We start from the raw sequence: 18,548 nt of genomic DNA, 5'->3' as shown, positions 1-18,548 counted from the left end.
GGCGGACGTGGGTATTCTGGGCCGCCGATGGATCGTCTGGACGCTGCTGGCGCTTGGCGTCGCGGCGCTGCTGGCCCTGGCGCTGTGGCCGCGCGCGGAAGAGGTCGAGGTCGCCGTCGTGGAGCGCGGGGCGATGCGCGTCACCGTGCAGGACGAGGGCCGCACCCGCGTGCGCGAGCTTTACAGTGTGGCCGCTCCCGTGGCCGGGGAACTCGACCGGATCGACCTGGAGGCCGGCGACCGGGTGACGGCGGGCGAGACAGTGGTCGCCCGCATCCGACCCATGGAATCGCCGTTTCTCGACCCGCGCAGCGAAGCCGCCGCCGCCGCCCGCCTGGAGGCAGCCCGCGCGGCTGTGGACCTGGCGCAGGCGGAGCTGCGCCGCGCCGAGGCGGAGCGCGACTACGCCAGCCAGGAGCTTCAGCGCGCCCGCCGCCTTGCCGAGCGCGGGAACATCTCGGAGAGCCGCCTGGATCAGGCCGAAAGCCGCATGCGCAGCGCGCGCGCCGATGTCGCCGCAGCCGAGGCCGCCCTGCGGTTGCGCCGGGAGGAGCTGGACGAGGCGCGGGCGCAACTGACGCAGCCAAGCCCGCGTGCCCATTCGCCGGGAAGCAGCTGCTGCATCACGGTGACCGCCCCGGTGTCGGGCGAGGTGCTCCAGGTCCTTCGCAAAAGTGCCGGTCCGGTTGTCGAGGGCGCCGAACTTCTGACCATTGGCGACGCGTCGGAGCTGGAGGTCGTCGTCGATCTGCTCTCCACCGACGCGGTGAAAGTGCGGCCGGGCGCGGCGGTCGATGTCGTCGGCTGGGGCGGCGAGCAACCGCTGAAGGGCACGGTCCGCAGAGTCGAGCCCTTTGGCTTTACCGAGGTCTCGGCGCTCGGCATCGAGGAGCAGCGGGTCAACGTCATCGTCGACGTGGACGCGGCGGCGGCGCGGGACGCCGGTCTGCGCCACGGATTCCGGGTGGAGCCGCGCATCACGGTGTGGCGCGGCGAGGATGTCCTGCGGTTGCCGTTGGGGGCGCTGTTCCGCTCGGCCGACGGGCACTGGGCCGTGTTCGTCTCGCGCGACGGCCGGGCGCGTCTGCGGAATATCGAGATCGGCCAGACCAACAGCGAGGTCGTGGAGGTGCCGGACGGGCTTGAGGCGGGGGAGCGGGTTATCCTCTTTCCCAGCGACCGCATAAGCGAGGGGACGCGCATCCGGCCGCGCGGTTGATGGCGCGGCCGGGGATGCGGGCGTCAGTGCCGCCACATGACGGCGGGCCCGTTACAGCCTGCGGTAGTGGATACCCTTGGCCGTGGCCAGGAACTGCTCGTCCTGGCTTTGCACCTGGGCGGCGTGCAGCTCGGCCTTCACCCATTTCACGGCCTCGGTGAGCCATTGGGTGGCGCGGCTGCGGCGTTTCAGCGGGTAGGCCGCGATGTCTGCTATCGTCATCGGTGAAATCCCCCAAATCATCAAAGCACGTTCCCGCCAGTGAGGGAGAGTTTGCCGCCGCAGTTTTAAGATTACGTTTACGATTACACGCAAATTGCTGAAAAACAACTATGAATTGGCGCCACTTCCAAGGGGATTTTGGGTAGCAATAGGGCAAAAGTGCCATCGATCGCGGCCTTGGATGCCTATCGGAAGAAGTGAAGACGGCAACAGCTTCGTGAAAACCGGGAGATTAGAGGGGTGCCTGAGTGGCCCGGCATCGAGAGCCGTACCCGCCAACCAGAGAAGGCCTCACATGGCGACGGGCCGATAGGACTTACAACGAGCGGCCGGGCCACTTCTGGCATCCGGATGCCCCAATGACATAGATGACCGCCCCCCGCCTCTTCAAGCCCTGCCTGTTGCAAACCGGTGAAAAATTTTTCAGCTAGCCCGGGAATCGGACGAAAATGAAACGCCGGCCCGATGGGGCCGGCGCTTGCTCGGTAACCGGGTGTTCGCGGCGGTTACGCGGCCTGGGAGCTTTCCGAATCGTCGCGGCGACCAAGGCCGATGGAATGTGCAATCTCGGAGCGGCGGCGCGAGGTGTTCGGCGCCACCATCGGATAGTCGGGGCGCAGCCCGAACATCTCGCGGTACTGGTCCGGGGTCAGGTCGTGCGCCTTGCCCAGATGGCGCTTCAGGGCCTTCTGCTTGCGCCCGCAAACGAGACAGGTCAGATGGTCGCGACCGATCGACTTGCGCGGGTTGACCGCGGGCTGCACGCTTTCGGCCGACTCGCTGGCCTCGCCGTTCCGCAGCGCCTTGAGGTCGCCCGCGACGGCTTGAATGACCTGAGGAACCTGATCCGGCTCGACTTTGTTGTTTGCAAGGTATGCAGACACGATCCGAGTCGTCATCTCGGTAATCGTCTGCGTATCCATTTCTTCGGCCATTGCCGCTTCACCTCTCCTCAAGCATGTTCGAACATTCGCGCAATGTAATCGGCATGTCTAGTCCGTTAAAGGTATCGGGTATAAATTTTTTTTGATCGGCTGCAAGGGTGTTTTTCTCAAAGCAGATCGCCGTATCCCTTCGCCGAATTCGAGGGGATACCGTGGGAAGACAGTCTCGGATACCATCGTGTGCCAAGCGCATACAGTCCTTTCCACAGCGCCACGGGGTGACTAGGTGTTAGTGGTCCCGGGTGGCTGCACGAGGGACGAAGGCAGGGAGACGCGTCGTGAGCACCTCTGAGCGCATACCGGCCATTCCCACGGGACTGCTGCTGACCGACCTGTATCAACTCAACATGATGCAGGCCTATCTCGATTCCGGCATGACCGGGACGGCGGTCTTCGAGTTCTTCGTCCGGAAACTGCCGGCGCAGCGGAACTTCCTGTTGTCAGCCGGGCTGGCGCAGGTTATGCGCTTCCTCCAGGAAGCCCGCTTCGAACCCGCGGAACTGGAATGGCTGCGAACGTCCGGGCGTTTCAGCGAATCGTTCGTCGACTACCTGGCGGATTTCCGATTCGCTGGGGACGTTCATGCAATTCCGGAGGGTACGGCGGTCTTCCCGAACGAGCCGGTCCTGCGCGTAACCGCCCCGCTGCCCATGGCCCAATTGCTGGAAACGCGGCTGATCAACCTGCTGCACACCAGCGTTCTTGTCGCCAGTAAGGCCGCGCGCATGGTATTGGCCGCGCCCGACAAGCGGCTGGTGGATTTCGGGCTGCGCCGCGCGCACGGCTCGGAGGCGGGGCTACTGGCGGCGCACGCGGCCTACATGGCGGGGTTCGCCGGGACGGCGACGGTGCCGGCCGCGCCATTGTGGGACATCCCGATAATGGGCACGATGGCGCACTCCTTCGTCGAGGCACATGAGGACGAGAGCCGGGCCTTTCTGGATTTCGCGCGTTCGCGTCCGCAAGAGGTCGTGCTGCTCATCGACACCTACGATGTGCGCCGCGCCGCCCGCACGGTGGTCGATATCGCGCCCGTGCTGGAACGTGAGGGCATCACGGTGAAGGGGGTGCGCATAGACAGCGGCGACTTGCCGCAGCTTGCGCGCGAAGTGCGGGAGATACTGGACAAGGGCGGCCTGCCGCACGTGTCCGTGCTGGCCAGCGGCGGCCTGGACGAGTGGAAGCTGCGCGACTTCACGGATGCGGGCGCGCCGATCGACGGCTACGGGATCGGCACGGCGCTGACCACATCCGAGGATGCGCCGGCACTCGATTGTGCTTATAAGCTGCAGGAATACGACGGGCGAATGACGCGGAAGCTTTCATCCGGAAAGGCGACATGGCCGGGCCGCAAGCAGGTCTGGCGAACTTACGGTTCAGACGGGTCGATCGCCGGCGACGTGATTTCGCTGGAGGACGACGATCAGCCGGGAACGCCGCTTGTGGAGAAGGTCATGGAGGATGGCCGTCCGCTTGGCGAGGTGCCGACACTGGCCGCCGCGCGCGAGCGTGCCGCCGCACAGCTTGCCGCGCTGCCCCCGCGACTGCGCGCGCTGGAGCCGGCCGAGGCTTATCCGGTCGCCGTCTCCGACCTGCTGCAGCGAACGGCGGATGAGGTGGCGCGGGAAATCGACCGGCGCGGCCACAGGGGCGAAGTGCCTGCGAAATGAGGTGTGCCACGTGTCCGCCGATACGCGGCGATGCCGGAAAATTCGCGGTGCCATCGGGCCCTTGCGGCGTCCGGGCGCGCGCGGCCGCTGCTTGGGAGCTTGGCGTCGAAATTGGACCGGCGGGAAAAACGTCGTCATAGTCACGGTGGCTGAGTAGGCTTGGACGCGCGGACGCGATGAACGTCATGATTGGAGCGATAGGGTGAGGGTCGCCGCCGTGGTCATGCTGGCGGTGCTGCTTGTCGGCTGCGACGCCCTGCCGGTTCCACGCGGCGAACCGCCGACGGCTCAGGCGCCGGCGGAGGGGTCGGTGCCGGAGGAGCCGGTGGTGGAGCCCGCGCGTCCCGAGGCCGAGGCGGGGCGCGAGCGGGAGGAGCCGCCGAAGCCGCGTCCCCTGCCGCCGCTGCCGGCGCCGCGGCCGTCCTATTCCGATGTTACGCCGGAGAAGCTGACCGGCATGACGCCAAGCGAGGCGGAATTGCTTCTGGGGCCGCCGGACCTACGTAGCGAAGAGCCTCCCGCCGTCGTTTGGACGTATATTGTAGGATCATGCAGGCTGGAGTTGTTCTTCTATTACGACTTGGAGAGTCAGCAGCAGCGCACGCTGACGTTCGATCTTGCTCCCGGCCACAAGGCGGAAGGCGCCGAAGCCTTCTGCTTTACCCTGCTGGGCAGGCGCGGCGAGGAATCGCGGCGGCTGGAAACGGTCGAGGAGCAGTTGCCCGGCGGCAAGGATGCCGCGCCACGGCAGAAGCAGGAGGAAGCAATCGGTGAGTAACGCAGAGGCTTCGCGGCTGATGGTCGTCGATGATGACGCGCTGTTTCGCGAATCCTTGATCGAGAATCTGCGCGACGACGGCTACGAGGTCGTCGACTTCGCGGCGGGTCAGCCGGCCGTCGACTACCTCTGTGGCGGTGGATCCGCGGATCTCGTCGTGCTGGACTGGCGCATGCCCGGGATCAGCGGAATTCAGGTGCTGCGCGCGATTCGCGAGCACGGCATCGACGTGCCGGTGATATTCCTGACAGTGCTTGGCGATCAGATCTATGAGGAAGCGGCGCTGAACCACGGCGCGGTGGACTTCGTCGAAAAGTCCCGCAGCCTCGCCATCCTCAAGCGCCGGATCGAGCTTTCCGTTCGCCGTAACGGCCACGACCAGGCGGCCGCTGCGGGGGAGACGGCGGCCGAGCCGGCGGAGGGCCTGGTTCGCGTCGGACGGCTGGAGATCGACCGGGAGACCTCGCGCGCCTACTGGCGCGGCGAGGAGGTGCCGCTCACCCTCAACGAGTTCCGGATCGTCGATCTGCTGGCCACGCGTGCGGGCCGCGATGTCCGCTATCGCGAACTTTACGATCAGGTACACGGAGCCGGGTTCATCGCGGGCTCGGGCGAAGAGGGCTTCCGCGGCAACGTCCGGACGCTGATCAAGCGGATCCGGCAGAAGTTCCGCGTCCTCGATTCGCAGTTCGAGGCGATCGAAAACTATCCGGGCTTCGGATACCGTTGGCGGGATGACAGCACAGCAGCCTAAACGCGGCTGGTTCTCGGCATTCACGCATTCCATCGCCGCCAAGGTGGCGGTGGTGATCGTGGTGTTCTTTGCCGTGCCGGTACTGCTTTACGACCAGTTCCGTGATGCGGACGCGGACCGCAGGCAGCTTCTGCTGCAAAGCCTTGAGAATCAGGGCAAGGTCATCGGCGAGGCCTTGCGCCCGCAGCTTAGCGGCTACGACGGCGAGGCCCTGCGCGGGATCGGCGAGTCGCTGGAGCGGCTGGGCCGCGTCGACAGCGTGAACATCAAGCTGCTGCTGCGTCCGTCCGACGGCGGCGATCCGAATGGCTTCTACTACATTGCTTCCGCCCCGCCGGTGTCAGGCGACTATCTGCAGCAGGAGCGGGCGGAGCTTGTCGAGACCGGCGTGTTCGAGAAGCTGCGCGACACCTGCGAGGGCAACCGGCCGCTGGCCGTGCGCTACGTAAACCCGGCCGGCAAGGAAGAGGTGCTGACCTCCGTCTCGCCGGTGCAGACCTTGGCTGGCTGCTGGGCGGTCATCACCTCGCACGGCACGGACGATGCGCTGGGCGCGGCGCTTGGCAAGCCGTACTGGCAGACGCCGGAAGTGCGGCTGGCGGCGCTTATCTATGTCGTGATGGCGCTGCTGGTGCTGGCGATGTTCTTCGGCGTCTGGCGCAGCCTGCGGCGCTTCGCCGCAGCCGCGCGAACCATCCGCGTGCACGGCATCGGACCCAGCGGTCCCACCTTCGTGCGCACCAACCGGGTGCCGGAGCTGGATGGCGTCGCCGGAGAGTTCGACCGCATGGTAGAAACGCTGCGCAATGCCGCCCACGCCATCCGGCATGCCGCGGAGGACAACGCGCATGCCTTCAAGACACCGATCGCAACCATCGCGCAGTCGGTCGAGCCGCTGAAGAAGATTGTGGGCCAGGAACATCCGCGCGCCCGGCGGGCGCTTGAGCTGATCGACCGCTCGCTCTTGCGTCTGGATGCCCTGGTGGCGGCGATGCGGCGCATGGACGAGGCGACGGCGGAGTTGATGGAGGCGCCGCGCGGACGCGTCGATCTCAGCGACTTCGTTTCGCGTACGCTCGACGGTTATGCCGAAACGATGCAGGCGCGGGGTCTGAACATAGAGCGCCGCCTGAACCAGCGGGTCGCCGTGACGGCGTCCGAGGATATGCTGGAGACGGTGCTGGAAAACCTGCTGGACAACGCCATCGACTTTTCGCCGCGTGGCAGGTCGATCGAGGTGTCGCTTCGCAACGACGGCCGCGATGCGGTGCTTTCGGTGGCGGATCAGGGACCCGGCGTGCCGGAGGACCGGCGCCAGCAGATCTTCGAGCGCTACATCTCGACACGGGCCTCGGCCCAGCAGGGTAACGGCGAGGATACGGAGCCGGCGGGCACCCAGCATTTCGGCATCGGCCTCTGGCTGGTTCGCCGCAACATCGAGGCCCTGGGCGGCAGCGTCCATGCCGAGGCGAACTCGCCGCAGGGGCTACGTATCGTGGTGCAGTTGCCGCGTTAGGGTGCGGCGGTTCAGCTTCACGACCAGCTCTATTCCGGCCGCAATACGAGCTTGAGGCCATCAAGCTCCGGACCGGGCGGCTCCGTGGTCAGGCGAGCGGCAGCGGTGGCCAGCTTGTCGGGCGACACACCGAATAATTTTGCCTCTTCGGGCAGTCCGGCGAACAGTGCCCTGGCCCGTGCCGCATGCCGGGATACCCCCCGAGCGCGCCCCTCGCGCGCCTTGACGCCGGCCGCGGCCAGCTTGATGAGGCCCTGGAGCAGGCGGGCGGCGTTGCTTTCCGGCGGATAGGCGCGCCACAACCCTTCCCAGGCTTCGTGCGCTTCCCAGTAGTAGCCGTGATTGAACAGGTCGACGCCGTGCAGGAACGCTTTGCAGTCGCGCCAGTGCGTCGGTTCCACCGCGTACGGTGGGAGGTCTTCCTGGCCGTACATGTGGCCCGCTGGGTCGCGTACAGGATGCGGATGTCGGCCTGGCACGTACGCGTACGGCGGGAACGGTGTTTCGGGCAGGTAGCGCGGCGGCCTGGAGAGATGTCCGCTCATCGCTTCCGGTAGGCCGGCGGCTCTTCCGGCGGCGGCTCCTCGGGGTTCTCTTCCGGCCCCGGCGGCTCCTCCACCGGCGGCGCCGGGGGCGCTTCGCCCGGCGGCTCTTCCGGAACCTCCAGAGGGGATGGGGGCGGCGGCTCCGGCTCGGGCTGCGGCACTTCCTGGCTGCGCCGGATCGGCGCGTGCGGCCCTGGCATCATCATCGCCTTGCCTCCGCTGTTGACTGGCTGGCGCTACTGCGACAGCGCCTTCTTGAGTGCGGCGCCCGCGCGCGGGCCGACGCCCTCCACGGCGGCAAGCTCTTCCTCGCTTGCCGCACGGATATCGGCCAAGCTGGCGTAGCCGCCCTCGTGGAGATACTGCACGGTCTTCGGGCCGATGCCGGGAATATCCAACAGGGACTGCAGTCCTTCAGGAATCCCGCCGCCGGCACGGGGCGTGCGTTCGCGCGGCGCGGCGGCGCTCATATCCCGGTCCCGCGACGGTTTGCGGCCCGGCAGGCAGTTGCACAAGCAGCGCAGGAGTTGCACGAACATCGGCTGTCTCCTCGGCCTACACCGATATGTGTGACACGTAAGCGCCGTCGGCCGCAACGTCCAGGCGTCACACGGCCGCGCCGGCGATTGCGCTGGCCGCGGCGACGACCAGCCCGGCAACAGCGGCGGCGGGCAGGCAGAAGGGCGCGTTCCAGACCCACGCGACCCGGAATACCGGCACGTCCAGTTGGCGGGAAACCTGCATCACGGTCGCGGAGAACGGCGACATCTGGGTTCCGAACGCCCAGATGACCGCCAGGAGCAGTGCCACGGCGGCGGCGGGCATGCCAAGGACCTGCGGGGTCAGCACGGCACCCACGACGATGGCGAGTACGACCGGATGGACACCCAGGCCTGCCACCAGCGTGCCGGCCGTGGCCAGGACCGGCGCCTTTACCCACACCGGCAACTCGGCAGCAAGCGCCAGCCGGCCCAGTGCCGCCGGATCGATGGCCGCCGACAGTCCGACGCCGAAGAGCGTCGCGCCCAGAAACAGGGCGGCCTCGTTACGCAGGTCGGGCAGCCGCGCCAGGATCTCGTGCAGCAGCTTCGCGGGACGGGTCCGGGTCGCGCCTGTCCGGGCGAGGCGCCACTGCCAGGCGAGCGCCAGCGGCGGGGCGATGAGGCCCAGGGCGATGACGATGGAGACGCCGGCCGCTTCGCTCAGCGCGACGACGGGCGCGGCCAAGGCCAGGAATATGCTGGTTACGCCCAGCGCCGGGCGAAGCCACCGGGTGGAAGTCGCCGGGGTTTCCCCGACTGCCGCGACAGGCGGGTGCGCCCCGGCCGCCGTGCGCCGCCTCGTGAGGCGGTCGAAGGCCCAGGCCAGCAGGATGAGCGCCGCGCCCAGCGGCAGGCCGGCGGGGGCCACCGAAAGCCAGGAGACGCCGGGGACCAGGGTGAGGATCACGCCCATGCCGACGAAGAACGGCGACCAGACGACGGCGACGCTGAACCCCCGCAGCACCGCGACGGTCAGGCGCTCGCGCAAGCCCCTGGACATGCTGGGATCGAGCAGCGAGGTCACAAGCTGCAATCCCGCCAGGTTCAGGACCGCGCCGAGGTAGTGACCGGCAAAGGCAAGCATCAGGAACCGCCGTCCGGGCGGTTGGCGCACGACGCTCTCCCCGATGGCCCGGAAGGAAGGGCTGGCGACCGCCGGACGCTGCAGGCTCATGACCGCGGCGAACAGCACCATGAAGGGCAGGGCGCGGTAGAAGCCGTCGTAGGCAGCCGCGCCCAGCCCGGCAGGACCGTCCGACCAGTAAGCGGCGGCGAGTCCGCCGAAGCCGAGAAGCATGGCCGCGAAGCGCTGCATCGGCCTGATGCGCGGCGCCTCCAGCACGACGAAAACGGCCAGCCCGGCGACCGCCACGGGCTTTGCAGGCCCGAAGGCGGTCAGGGCATCGATAAGCGTGAGGATATAGAGAACGGCATAGACGCCCGCGGCAAACGGCATGGCACGGACACCTGGTGTTCAGGGTGCCGTGCCGCCGCCGTTATCGAGCGGGCGGCGCACGTTCAGCCGTTACCCTGGCTCTTGTGCTTCTCGCGGTAGGAGAAAGCGGGGTCGCCCTCGACGTCCACGACTTCCTTCGTGATGGTGACCTGCTCGACGTCCTCGTAACCGGGCAGCTCGAACATCGGCTCCAGCAGGATCGTTTCCATGATGGAGCGCAGGCCGCGGGCGCCGGCGCCGCGCTTGATAGCCTTCTCGGCGATGGCCTCCAGCGCGCCGTCGGTGAACTCCAGGTCGACATCCTCCATCTCGAACAGGCGCTGGTACTGCTTGACCAGGGCGTTCTTCGGCTTGGTCAGGATGTCGATCAGCGCTTCCTTATCGAGGTCGTGCAGCGTCGCCACCACCGGAACGCGGCCCACGAACTCGGGAATCAGGCCGAATTTCAGCAGGTCTTCCGGCTCGACGTCCTGCAGGAGTTGGCCCACCTCCCGCTCCTCGGGCGCGCGCACGTCGGCGCCGAAGCCGATCGACGACGACCGGCCGCGCTGGGAGACGATACGCTCCAGCCCGGCGAAGGCGCCGCCGCAGACGAACAGAATGTTGGTGGTGTCGACGTGCAGGTATTCCTGCTGGGGATGCTTGCGCCCGCCCTGCGGCGGCACGGAGGCGACGGTGCCCTCCATGATCTTCAGCAGTGCCTGCTGCACGCCCTCGCCGGAAACGTCGCGCGTGGTCGACGGGTTGTCCGACTTGCGGGTGATCTTGTCGATCTCGTCGACGTAGATGATACCGCGCTGCGCCCGCTCGACGTTGTAGTCGGACGCCTGCAGCAGCTTCTGGATGATCGACTCGACGTCGTCACCGACATAACCCGACTCCGTCAGGGTCGTCGCGTCGGCGATCGCGAAGGGCACGTCCAGGATGCGGGCCAGCGTTTGCGCCAGCAGCGTCTTGCCGGAGCCGGTGGGGCCGATCAGCAGGATGTTCGACTTCGACAACTCGACGTCGTTCTCGCCGCCGGCGTGGCTCAGCCGCTTGTAATGGTTGTGGACCGCGACGGAGAGCACGCGCTTTGCGTGATCCTGCCCGACCACGTAATCGTCGAGCACCTTGGCGATCTCACGGGGACTGGGCACCCCGCCATCCGCTTTTGCAAGGCTCTGCTTGGTCTCGTCCTGGATGATCTCCGCGCACAACTCGACGCATTCGTTGCACACGAAGACCGCCGGGCCGGCGATAAGCTTCTTCACCTCGTGCTGGCTCTTGCCGCAGAACGAGCAATACAAAGTCTGTTGCTGACCGTCGCCGGACTTGCTCATGGCTCCTCGAGTGTTGGTCTGCTTGGATACAAGCCTGCCGGGGATGGGCCTCACGCACAACCCCTCGCGTGCGTGGGAAACGTCGATTGCGTCCCCGATGCCCCAAACCCTTCCTGATATGAGGGCGTGTGTGTAGAAGCCAAGGGGTAGTTCTTCACAACACTGACAGGAGGCCCCCGATGGCGGTTGCCGACACCCGCGTCGCCGAATCGCTGGCGGACCGGATTTCCTTCGACGCGAACGGGCTGGTGGCGGCGGTGGCGCAGCAGCACGACACCGGCGAGGTGCTGATGCTGGCCTGGATGAACCGCCAGTCCGTCGTCGAGACGCTGACCACCGGCCGCGTCACGTACTGGTCGCGCTCCCGCCAGGCCCTGTGGCGCAAGGGCGAAAGCTCGGGCCACGTCCAGACGCTGGTCGAGCTTCGCCTGGATTGCGACGGCGACGCCCTGCTGCTGCTGGTGGACCAGACCGGGCCGGCGTGCCACACCAACCGGCGAAGCTGCTTCTATCGCGCCGCGCGGGACGGCGAGTTCAAGGAGATCGCGGAACCTATCGCCTGACTTCAAGCCGCCCCGATGTGCGAAGGGGCGGCTCATTGGTTGCGGAATTCAGGCCGGCGTTTCTCCAGGAAGGCGCCCATGCCCTCGCGTCGGTCGTCCAGGCCGAAGGTCAGGTTGAACAGCCGCCGCTCGTGTTTCAGGCCGTCGCCAAGCGAGGCGCTTGCGCCGAACCCTGCGGCTTCCTTGATCATCATCAGCACAGGCGCGGAGAGCGCCGCCATCTCCCCCGCCAGGGCCTCGGCCGCTGCGAGGGCTTCGCCTTCCGGCACCAGGCGGCTGACGAGGCCGGCCCGCTCCGCCTCTTCCGCCTCCATGGCGCGGCCGGTCAACAGCATGTCCATCGCCTTGTGCTTGCCGATGGCACGCGGCAGGCGCTGCGTGCCGCCGGCGCCCGGCATGGTGGCGAGCTTGACTTCCGGGTGGGCGAAGCGTGCCGTGCGGGAGGCGATGACGATGTCGCACATCTCCACCAGCTCGCAGCCGCCGCCAAGAGCATGCCCTTCCACCGCGGCGAGGACGGGTTTGCGGAATGTTCCCAGCGCATCGCAGCAGCCGGTGAAGTCCGACATGAACGCTTGGCGCTGGTCCATGCCAGCCATCTCCGACACGTCCGCGCCGGCGGCGAACACCTCGGGGCCGCCGGTGAGCACGAGGACCGCTACCTCGTCGTCGTCCGCGCATTGGGTGAGAATGCGCGTCAGCCCGTGGATCGCCTCGCGCGACAGCGCGTTCCGTGCGGCCGGCCGGTTCAAGGTGACGGTGCGGACCGCGCCTCGGCCGGAAAGCAGAACGGGGTCTTCGTTCATGGCATCCGTGCAATGGTGTGCTAGTGTCCGATGCTTGTCGGGAAGCCTATGAGGTTTGCCCTTAAAACCAAAATTTATTATTTTGATATTCAGTATAAGAAAAATTACTGTCCGCGGTTTTCGACTTCGGGGCGCGCCGTCTTGGGGTGAGGCGGCCAGAGAGGGAGCGGGCCCGTGAAATTCCAGCAATTGCGCTATCTGCTGGCGGTGGTGGATGCCGGCAGCATCACCGGGGCGGCGCGGTGTCTCAACGTGACCCAGCCGGCCTTGTCCGCCGGCCTCGCGGCGCTGGAAACCGAACTGGGCGGAGCGCTGATCGAGCGGCAGCGGGGCAGCGTGCGTCTGACCGACCTGGGGCGAAGGTTCCATCGCCGCGCCCAGGGAATCATGCAGGAGTGCGAGCGCGCGAAGGCCGAATTCCAGCGCGGGCTGGCGCGGTCGTTCGTCAACATGGGCGTTCTCGCGACCTTCCCGATGGCGTTCATCCTGGACTTTCTGCGGCGTTTCAAGGAGTCGAACCCGAACACCGACGTGTCCTTCGACGAGGGCGATCCGATGACGCTGCTGTCATGGATGTCGCGGGGGCGGGTGGACGCGGCGCTGACGGTTTCCGACATGGTGGATGGCGGCGAGTGGGTGCCGCTGTTCCAGGATCCGCTGGTGCTGTTCTGCGCCCCCTCCCACCGTTTCGCCGGCGAATCCAGCATTCGTCTGGCGGATCTGGCCGGCGAACCCTTTGTGCTGCGCCGGCATTGCGAGCGCGCAAGAGAAGCGAACGACATTCTGAACGCACGGGGCGTGCGGGTTGCCTCCACCCTGCGCACGGATCAGGATCAGCGCGCGCTTGAGGCTGTTCGCGCGGGCGTCGGTGTCACTGTCGCGCCGCGCAGCTTGGCGCGGGATGTCGAATGCGTTCTTATCGACGACCTTGGCCTGCGCCGGACCGTCGGCGTACACATGGCCTCCTGGCTGGAGCCCGGTGTCCGCGACGCGATGGTCGCGACGCTGGAAGAGATCGCGCGCCCCTTCGCCGATACCATGGAAGGGCCAGCGAAGTCCGGTGAGACGGGACGGGCCGCGCGGGGCTGACGGCTGCCGGTCGGGGCCGCGATTTCCGTTGTCATATGTGTCAATTGGGTGGTGCCCCTTGGCAGCACGGCATTGACTCCTAATTTTCGTCCGTCCACCGATGAGCCGGGACGAGGCATCCGCATGAGCACGGTTTCGACGACCATGAAAACACCGACGCGCGCCCGTATGACCGCGCGCCGCGCCGCGTTCGCGTTGCTGGTGTCGGGAACCTGGACGGCGGCCACGGTGACCATGCTGCACCTGCTGGCGGTGGACGGGCTGAACTGGGGCGAGGGGGCGCTGACGGCCTGTTTCGCCTTGTCGATACCGATGGTCGTCATCGGCTTCTGGAACTCCGCCATCGGTACCGGAATCCTGCTGTTCGCGCGCGATCCGCTGCGGAGCGTGGCCCCGTTCGCCGCGAACGCGGTGCCTTGGCGCCAGGGCCGCGTCGCCATCGTCATGCCGATCTACAACGAGGACGTGGAGCGCGTCTTCCGCCACCTGCGCGGCGCCGTCGCATCCCTCGATGCCGCCGGCCTGTCCGAGGACTGCGAGGTCTTCCTGCTGTCCGACAGCACCGACCCGGCCATCCGGGCGGCCGAAGAGGCTCGTTTCGCCGACTGGCGCCACGCCGATGGCCAACCGGCGCGGCTGCATTATCGCCACCGTCCTGACAATACCGGCTTCAAGGCCGGCAATCTCTGGGACTTCGTGGAAACCTGGGGCGACGACTTCGAGTACATGGTCGTCCTCGACGCCGACAGCGCGATGACGGGCGAGGCCATCGACCGTCTGGTGCGCGTGATGGACGGCAACCCACGCCTGGGCATCCTGCAGTCGCTGGCCGTGGGCCTGCCCGCCGATAGCGCCTTCGCGCGGGTGTTCCAGTTCGGCATGCGTCACGGCATGCTGACCCATACCGTGGGCGCGGCGTGGTGGCAGGGCGATTCCGGCCCTTACTGGGGACACAACGCGGCGGTCCGCCTGCGTCCCTTTCGCGAGGCCTGCAAGCTGCCCGTGCTGCCCGGCAAGCCGCCGCTCGGCGGTCACGTGCTGAGCCATGACCAGGTGGAGGCGGCGCTGATGCGCGCGCACGGCTACGAGGTGCGCGTGCTGCCGGTGGAAGGCGGCAGCTTCGAGGAGATGCCGCCGACCGTTCCCGACTTCGTCCAGCGCGACCTGCGCTGGTGCCAGGGGAACATGCAATACCTGCAACTGATCGGCCGGCGCGGCTTCCGCCTGCTTGGCCGGGTACAGCTTAGCCTCGCCATCCTGATGTATCTCGGCGCGCCGTTCTGGCTGCTGTTCATGCTGCTGGGGCTGGGACAGGCGATGACCGGCGGACCGTTCGGCGGCACGCTGGTGGAGGCGGGGGCGCTGGATGCCCCGGTGGCCGCCACTGGCATCGCTCTGTTGGTCGCCATGCTGGGCATGACCTTCGCGCCGAAGCTGTTGGGCTATCTTCACGCGCTGTTCGACGGCGAGCGGCGGCGCGGCTATGGCGGCGGTCTGCGCGTGCTGTCGGGGGCGGTCACGGAGATCGTGTTCTCCGCCGTGTTCGCCCCGGCGATGATGGTGGCGCAGAGCGTTTTCGTGTGCGGCCTCGCCTTCGGCCGCACGGTGCGCTGGGAGGCGCAGCAGCGTGACGGCCATCTCGTGCCGGTCCGCGACGCGCTTCGCGGCCTGTGGCTGCAGACGGCGCTTGGCCTCGCGGGGGGCGTCGCTCTTACGGTTTATGCGCCGGCGATCCTGCCATGGGCGGCGCCGGTACTGATCGGGCTTGTCCTGGCGGCGCCGTTCACCTGGGCGACCTCCCATCCCGCCGCCGGGCGGCTCCTGGCACGGGCGGGCTTGTGCGCCAGCCCGGAGGAGCGCGACGGCGGGCGGGTCGAGCGGCTGCGGCCGCTGCCTGCCCATGCCAGCTCGGGCGGGCCGATGCTGCCGGCGGAGGCACGCGGTTCGCGCATCGAATAATGACAGTTTTCTGGAAGCATTGCCGCGTACTGGAGGCCTCACCATCTGGCCTCGAGGCGCAATGACCGCTGGCGAAGCGGCGAGAGAGGTGTGGCAATGCAGATGGTCGATGTTGATGGCGTTCGCGTTCCGGCGCTGGGCTTCGGCACTTGGCAGATGGACGGGGCGGCCTGCCGCGACATGGTGCGCGAGGCCATCGCCCTCGGCTATCGCCACATCGATACGGCGCGCATGTACGGCAACGAGGCGGCGGTCGGCGAGGGCATTCGCACCGCAAGCGTGCCGCGCGACGAGGTCTTCGTCACTACCAAGGTCTGGTTCGACCAGCTCCATTACGGCGACCTGAAGGCATCTGCCGAAGCCTCTCTCAAGGACCTGGGCCTCGATGCCGTCGACCTGCTGCTGATCCACTGGCCGAACGCGGAGGTGCCGCTGTCGGAGTCGCTGCGCGCGATGGAGGACCTGCAACGCGAGGGCAAGGCACGCCATGTAGGCGTCAGCAACTTCAACACCTCGCTCCTGCGCGAAGCGCGGCAGAAGAACGGCGCCGACATCGTCTGCAACCAGGTGGAATACCACCCCTTCCTCTCGCAGCGTCCAGTGCTGGACTACTGCCGCGCCAACGACATGTTCGTCACGGCCTATTGCCCGCTTGCCAAGGGCGAGGCGCCCTCGGACCCGACGTTGCGGGAGATCGGCGCCAAACATGGCAAATCGGCGGCGCAGGTGACGCTGCGCTGGCTGATTCAACAGCCCAACGTCGCCGCCATCCCCAAGGCGGCGAAGCTTGAGCACGCGAAGGCGAACCTCGACATCTTCGACTTCGCGCTGGATGCGGAAGACCTGGCCCGAATCGAGGGCCTGCCCGGCGACAGGCGCATGATCGACCCATCGTGGGCGCCTGCCTGGGATGCGGCGTAAAAGTGCCTTCCGGCCTTTCCTCTCATTGAAATCGCAACTTCGCCGTTTCGCCGCTTGACCGAAGACAGGCGCTCGGCTTCCATCGCGCCGAATCACGGCAATGGAGCGGGGCATGGGCAAGGCGAGCGATGCGGGCGTCAATCTGCAGGACATCATGGCCGCGCGCCGGCGGATCGCCCCCTATGTGGTGCGTACGCCGACGGTGCTGGCCAAGGGGCTGAAGGAGCGTGTGGGGGCCGAGGTCGCGCTGAAGCTCGATTCCCTTCAGCACACGGGCTCGTTCAAGCTGCGCGGCGCCACCAACCGCATGCTGCGCCTGTCCCCGGCGGAGCGCGAGGCCGGCGTGGTCGCCTGCTCCACCGGTAATCACGGGCGCGCCGTGGCCGAGGCCGCGCGGCGCCTGGGCATTCCGGCGAAGATCACGCTGTCCGAGCTGGTGCCGGAGAACAAGCTGGCCGGCATCCGCGCGCACGGCGCCGAGACCATCATCCACGGCAGGAGCCAGGACGAGGCCTTCGAGGAAGCCCACCGGCTGGTGCGCGAGGAGGGCATGACCCTCATCGACACCTTTGACCACCCGGACGTGATCGCCGGGCAGGGCACGGCCGGGCTGGAACTGCTGGAGGACATGCCCGACATCGATACCCTGCTGGTGCCGCTCTCCGGCGGCGGGCTGATGGCCGGCATTGCCGTGGCGGCGAAGGCGGCGAATCCAAACATCCGCGTCATCGGCATCTCGATGGAGCGCGGGCCGGCGATGATCGAAAGCCTGCGCGCGGGCAAGCCGGTGCAGGTGGAAGAGCAGTCTTCGCTGGCCGACAGCCTGGGCGGCGGCATCGGCCTGGACAACCGCTGGAGCTTCCCCTTGGTGCGCGCGCTGGGCGACGACTTCATCCTGCTGTCCGAGGACGAGATCGCCGCGGGCATGACGCACCTTTACTGGCACGAGCAGCTTGTCGCGGAAGGCGCCTCGGCGGTCGGCATTGGTGCCCTGCTCTCGGGCAAGGTGAAGCCCCGCGACGGCGGCACCATCGCCACCGTCGTCAGCGGCTGCAACGTCGACATGGCGACCTTCACCCGCGTCGTCGCGGGCGACGCGTACTAGGGCAAAAGAGAACGATAGTCTGGGGAGCGGGAACGATGGCCATCACGATACTGAACGAGCGGGAGCTGCGCGACTGCGTGCGCCTGGATGAGGAGACGGTGGACGCCGTCGCTGATGCCTTTACGGCCCTGGCCAAAGGCGGCGTGGTGATGCCGCCAATCGTCCATCTGCACATGCCGGAGAAGAACGGCGAGATGGACGTGAAGACCGCCTACGTCCCCGGCTTCGACAGCTTCGCGCTCAAGGTCTCCACCGGATTCTTTGACAACCCGAAGAAGGGCCTGCCGTCGCTGTCCGGCCTGATGAACCTGATCAACGCGGATACCGGGCAGGTGCGCGCCGTGCTGCTAGACAACGGCTATCTGACGGATGTTCGCACGGCTGCGGCCGGCGCGGTCGCCGCGTGGCACTGCGCGCGCGAGGATGCCAAGGTGGCGGGCGTTTTAGGCACCGGCTTGCAGGCGCGCTTGCAGATCGAGGCGTTGATGCTGGTACGCCCCATTGAGCAGGTGCTGGTCTGGGGCCGGGACGGCGAGAAGGCGAAGGCCTACGCCGCCGAGATGAGCGAGCGCCTGGGAATTGATGTGCAGGCCCGCGCGCACGGTGCCGATGTCGTCGGGCCGGCCGACGTCGTGGTGACCACGACCCCGTCCACCGAACCCGTGCTGCTGGCCGAGTGGCTGGAGCCCGGCGTCCATGTCACCGCGATGGGCTCGGATTCCGCCGGCAAGAACGAGCTGGACCCGAAGGCCCTGGCCAAGGCGGATCGCCTGATTGTCGACAAGCGCGAGCAATGCATCAAGCTGGGCGAACTGCGGACCGCTATCGAAACCGGGACCGTGCCGGAGGACGTGGCTGTGACGGAGCTTGGCGAGCTGACCTCGGGCTCGGCCGTGGGCCGCGATTCGGCGGAGCAGATCACCGTGTGCGACCTGACGGGGACGGGTGTTCAGGACACCGCCATCGCTACCGTCGCTTATCGCAAGGCGACCTCGAAGGGATACGGGGTCTCGGTCGAAACCTGACCTTCAACGTAGCGTCGATCACACGCACCGCCGCCTTTTTCCGCGGGAGCGCGTTGCGCGCCCGCAATTCACAAAAATTTTTCGTACAATATCTAAGCAAATCTCCGTTCAA

General features: G+C 67.3%; 19 protein-coding genes. 11 read left to right on the top strand and 8 right to left on the bottom strand.

The window, feature by feature from the left end; genetic code table 11:
* Positions 1–7: 7 nt before the first annotated feature.
* The gene (locus DRB17_RS04025; RefSeq protein ID WP_114580903.1) at positions 8–1,219 is read left to right on the top strand and encodes an efflux RND transporter periplasmic adaptor subunit; all 1,212 of its coding nucleotides are present in this window, start codon (positions 8–10) and stop codon (positions 1,217–1,219) included.
* 51 nt (positions 1,220–1,270) lie between these two features.
* Here the strand turns inward: DRB17_RS04025 and DRB17_RS20120 are convergent, their stop codons facing one another.
* Both DRB17_RS20120 and DRB17_RS04020 read right to left on the bottom strand, forming a co-directional pair.
* Positions 1,271–1,441: a hypothetical protein gene (locus DRB17_RS20120; RefSeq protein WP_153242353.1), complete on the bottom strand. Its 171-nt coding sequence runs from the start codon at positions 1,439–1,441 to the stop codon at positions 1,271–1,273.
* A 506-nt stretch (positions 1,442–1,947) separates the two neighbouring features.
* Positions 1,948–2,376 (bottom strand): Ros/MucR family transcriptional regulator, encoded by a 429-nt coding sequence (locus tag DRB17_RS04020; RefSeq protein WP_114580902.1) that lies wholly within the window; start codon positions 2,374–2,376, stop codon positions 1,948–1,950.
* Between the two features lie 287 nt (positions 2,377–2,663).
* On the opposite strand from DRB17_RS04020, the gene DRB17_RS04015 reads away from it, so the two are divergent.
* The 4 genes from DRB17_RS04015 (at position 2,664) to DRB17_RS04000 (ending at position 7,103) form a co-directional block, all read left to right on the top strand.
* A complete protein-coding gene (locus DRB17_RS04015) occupies positions 2,664–4,055 on the top strand; it encodes a nicotinate phosphoribosyltransferase (RefSeq protein WP_241503739.1) in 1,392 nt (463 codons plus the stop codon).
* Positions 4,056–4,257: 202 nt separating this feature from the next.
* The gene (locus DRB17_RS04010) at positions 4,258–4,833 is read left to right on the top strand and encodes a hypothetical protein (RefSeq protein ID WP_147274796.1); all 576 of its coding nucleotides are present in this window, start codon (positions 4,258–4,260) and stop codon (positions 4,831–4,833) included.
* On the top strand, positions 4,826–5,587 hold the full coding sequence (locus tag DRB17_RS04005) for a response regulator transcription factor (RefSeq protein WP_241503738.1): 762 nt from the start codon (positions 4,826–4,828) through the stop codon (positions 5,585–5,587). Before DRB17_RS04010 ends, DRB17_RS04005 begins: the two co-directional genes overlap by 8 nt.
* Positions 5,568–7,103 (top strand): sensor histidine kinase, encoded by a 1,536-nt coding sequence (locus DRB17_RS04000; RefSeq protein ID WP_114580899.1) that lies wholly within the window; start codon positions 5,568–5,570, stop codon positions 7,101–7,103. The genes DRB17_RS04005 and DRB17_RS04000 overlap by 20 nt, the downstream gene beginning before the upstream one ends.
* A 29-nt stretch (positions 7,104–7,132) precedes the next feature.
* On the opposite strand, the gene DRB17_RS03995 is transcribed toward DRB17_RS04000, so the two are convergent.
* From DRB17_RS03995 to clpX, 5 genes are all read right to left on the bottom strand, one after another.
* Positions 7,133–7,537, bottom strand: a complete 405-nt coding sequence (locus tag DRB17_RS03995) for a DUF309 domain-containing protein (RefSeq protein WP_206607774.1) — start codon at positions 7,535–7,537, stop codon at positions 7,133–7,135.
* A 107-nt stretch (positions 7,538–7,644) separates the two neighbouring features.
* Positions 7,645–7,854 (bottom strand): hypothetical protein, encoded by a 210-nt coding sequence (locus DRB17_RS03990; protein ID WP_114580897.1) that lies wholly within the window; start codon positions 7,852–7,854, stop codon positions 7,645–7,647.
* Between the two features lie 30 nt (positions 7,855–7,884).
* Positions 7,885–8,187 carry a helix-hairpin-helix domain-containing protein gene (locus tag DRB17_RS03985; RefSeq protein ID WP_114580896.1) on the bottom strand — a complete coding sequence of 101 codons (303 nt, stop codon included), beginning with the start codon at positions 8,185–8,187 and terminating at the stop codon, positions 7,885–7,887.
* A 67-nt stretch (positions 8,188–8,254) separates the two neighbouring features.
* Positions 8,255–9,646 (bottom strand): hypothetical protein, encoded by a 1,392-nt coding sequence (locus DRB17_RS03980; RefSeq protein ID WP_114580895.1) that lies wholly within the window; start codon positions 9,644–9,646, stop codon positions 8,255–8,257.
* Between the two features lie 62 nt (positions 9,647–9,708).
* On the bottom strand, positions 9,709–10,968 hold the full coding sequence (clpX, locus tag DRB17_RS03975) for an ATP-dependent Clp protease ATP-binding subunit ClpX (protein ID WP_114580894.1): 1,260 nt from the start codon (positions 10,966–10,968) through the stop codon (positions 9,709–9,711).
* Positions 10,969–11,147: 179 nt separating this feature from the next.
* Between clpX and hisI the strand changes: the two genes are divergently transcribed.
* Positions 11,148–11,531 carry a phosphoribosyl-AMP cyclohydrolase gene (gene hisI, locus DRB17_RS03970; protein WP_114580893.1) on the top strand — a complete coding sequence of 128 codons (384 nt, stop codon included), beginning with the start codon at positions 11,148–11,150 and terminating at the stop codon, positions 11,529–11,531.
* 32 nt (positions 11,532–11,563) lie between these two features.
* On the opposite strand, the gene DRB17_RS03965 is transcribed toward hisI, so the two are convergent.
* A complete protein-coding gene (locus DRB17_RS03965) occupies positions 11,564–12,337 on the bottom strand; it encodes an enoyl-CoA hydratase-related protein (RefSeq protein ID WP_114580892.1) in 774 nt (257 codons plus the stop codon).
* 174 nt (positions 12,338–12,511) lie between these two features.
* On the opposite strand from DRB17_RS03965, the gene DRB17_RS03960 reads away from it, so the two are divergent.
* From DRB17_RS03960 to DRB17_RS03940, 5 genes are all read left to right on the top strand, one after another.
* Positions 12,512–13,426 carry a LysR family transcriptional regulator gene (locus DRB17_RS03960; RefSeq protein ID WP_114580891.1) on the top strand — a complete coding sequence of 305 codons (915 nt, stop codon included), beginning with the start codon at positions 12,512–12,514 and terminating at the stop codon, positions 13,424–13,426.
* Positions 13,427–13,549: 123 nt separating this feature from the next.
* Positions 13,550–15,385 (top strand): glucans biosynthesis glucosyltransferase MdoH, encoded by a 1,836-nt coding sequence (gene mdoH, locus DRB17_RS03955; protein WP_114580890.1) that lies wholly within the window; start codon positions 13,550–13,552, stop codon positions 15,383–15,385.
* A 96-nt stretch (positions 15,386–15,481) separates the two neighbouring features.
* On the top strand, positions 15,482–16,306 hold the full coding sequence (locus DRB17_RS03950) for an aldo/keto reductase (protein WP_114580889.1): 825 nt from the start codon (positions 15,482–15,484) through the stop codon (positions 16,304–16,306).
* A gap of 112 nt (positions 16,307–16,418) precedes the next feature.
* Complete coding sequence (gene eutB, locus DRB17_RS03945; RefSeq protein ID WP_114580888.1) at positions 16,419–17,411, top strand: hydroxyectoine utilization dehydratase EutB; 993 nt, start codon at positions 16,419–16,421, stop codon at positions 17,409–17,411.
* A gap of 35 nt (positions 17,412–17,446) precedes the next feature.
* Positions 17,447–18,436: a cyclodeaminase gene (locus tag DRB17_RS03940; RefSeq protein WP_114580887.1), complete on the top strand. Its 990-nt coding sequence runs from the start codon at positions 17,447–17,449 to the stop codon at positions 18,434–18,436.
* Positions 18,437–18,548 lie beyond the last annotated feature (112 nt).

Source organism: Ferruginivarius sediminum (assembly GCF_003344765.1).
Taxonomy (GTDB): domain Bacteria; phylum Pseudomonadota; class Alphaproteobacteria; order Kiloniellales; family Rhodovibrionaceae; genus Ferruginivarius; species Ferruginivarius sediminum.
The sequence above is the reverse complement of the archived record's forward strand: the minus strand, read 5'-3'. Positions and strand labels throughout refer to the sequence as shown.

Excerpts from the sequence above, each read along its gene's own strand:
- DRB17_RS20120 (WP_153242353.1), bottom strand. The coding sequence starts at position 1,441 with ATGACGATAGCAGACATCGCGGCCTACCCGCTGAAACGCCGCAGCCGC.
- DRB17_RS04020 (WP_114580902.1), bottom strand. The coding sequence starts at position 2,376 with ATGGCCGAAGAAATGGATACGCAGACGATTACCGAGATGACGACTCGG.
- DRB17_RS04000 (WP_114580899.1), top strand. The coding sequence starts at position 5,568 with ATGACAGCACAGCAGCCTAAACGCGGCTGGTTCTCGGCATTCACGCAT.
- DRB17_RS03995 (WP_206607774.1), bottom strand. The coding sequence starts at position 7,537 with ATGTACGGCCAGGAAGACCTCCCACCGTACGCGGTGGAACCGACGCAC.
- DRB17_RS03990 (WP_114580897.1), bottom strand. The coding sequence starts at position 7,854 with ATGATGATGCCAGGGCCGCACGCGCCGATCCGGCGCAGCCAGGAAGTG.
- DRB17_RS03985 (WP_114580896.1), bottom strand. The coding sequence starts at position 8,187 with ATGTTCGTGCAACTCCTGCGCTGCTTGTGCAACTGCCTGCCGGGCCGC.
- DRB17_RS03980 (WP_114580895.1), bottom strand. The coding sequence starts at position 9,646 with ATGCCGTTTGCCGCGGGCGTCTATGCCGTTCTCTATATCCTCACGCTT.
- clpX (WP_114580894.1), bottom strand. The coding sequence starts at position 10,968 with ATGAGCAAGTCCGGCGACGGTCAGCAACAGACTTTGTATTGCTCGTTC.
- hisI (WP_114580893.1), top strand. The coding sequence starts at position 11,148 with ATGGCGGTTGCCGACACCCGCGTCGCCGAATCGCTGGCGGACCGGATT.
- DRB17_RS03965 (WP_114580892.1), bottom strand. The coding sequence starts at position 12,337 with ATGAACGAAGACCCCGTTCTGCTTTCCGGCCGAGGCGCGGTCCGCACC.
- mdoH (WP_114580890.1), top strand. The coding sequence starts at position 13,550 with ATGAGCACGGTTTCGACGACCATGAAAACACCGACGCGCGCCCGTATG.
- DRB17_RS03950 (WP_114580889.1), top strand. The coding sequence starts at position 15,482 with ATGCAGATGGTCGATGTTGATGGCGTTCGCGTTCCGGCGCTGGGCTTC.
- eutB (WP_114580888.1), top strand. The coding sequence starts at position 16,419 with ATGGGCAAGGCGAGCGATGCGGGCGTCAATCTGCAGGACATCATGGCC.
- DRB17_RS03940 (WP_114580887.1), top strand. The coding sequence starts at position 17,447 with ATGGCCATCACGATACTGAACGAGCGGGAGCTGCGCGACTGCGTGCGC.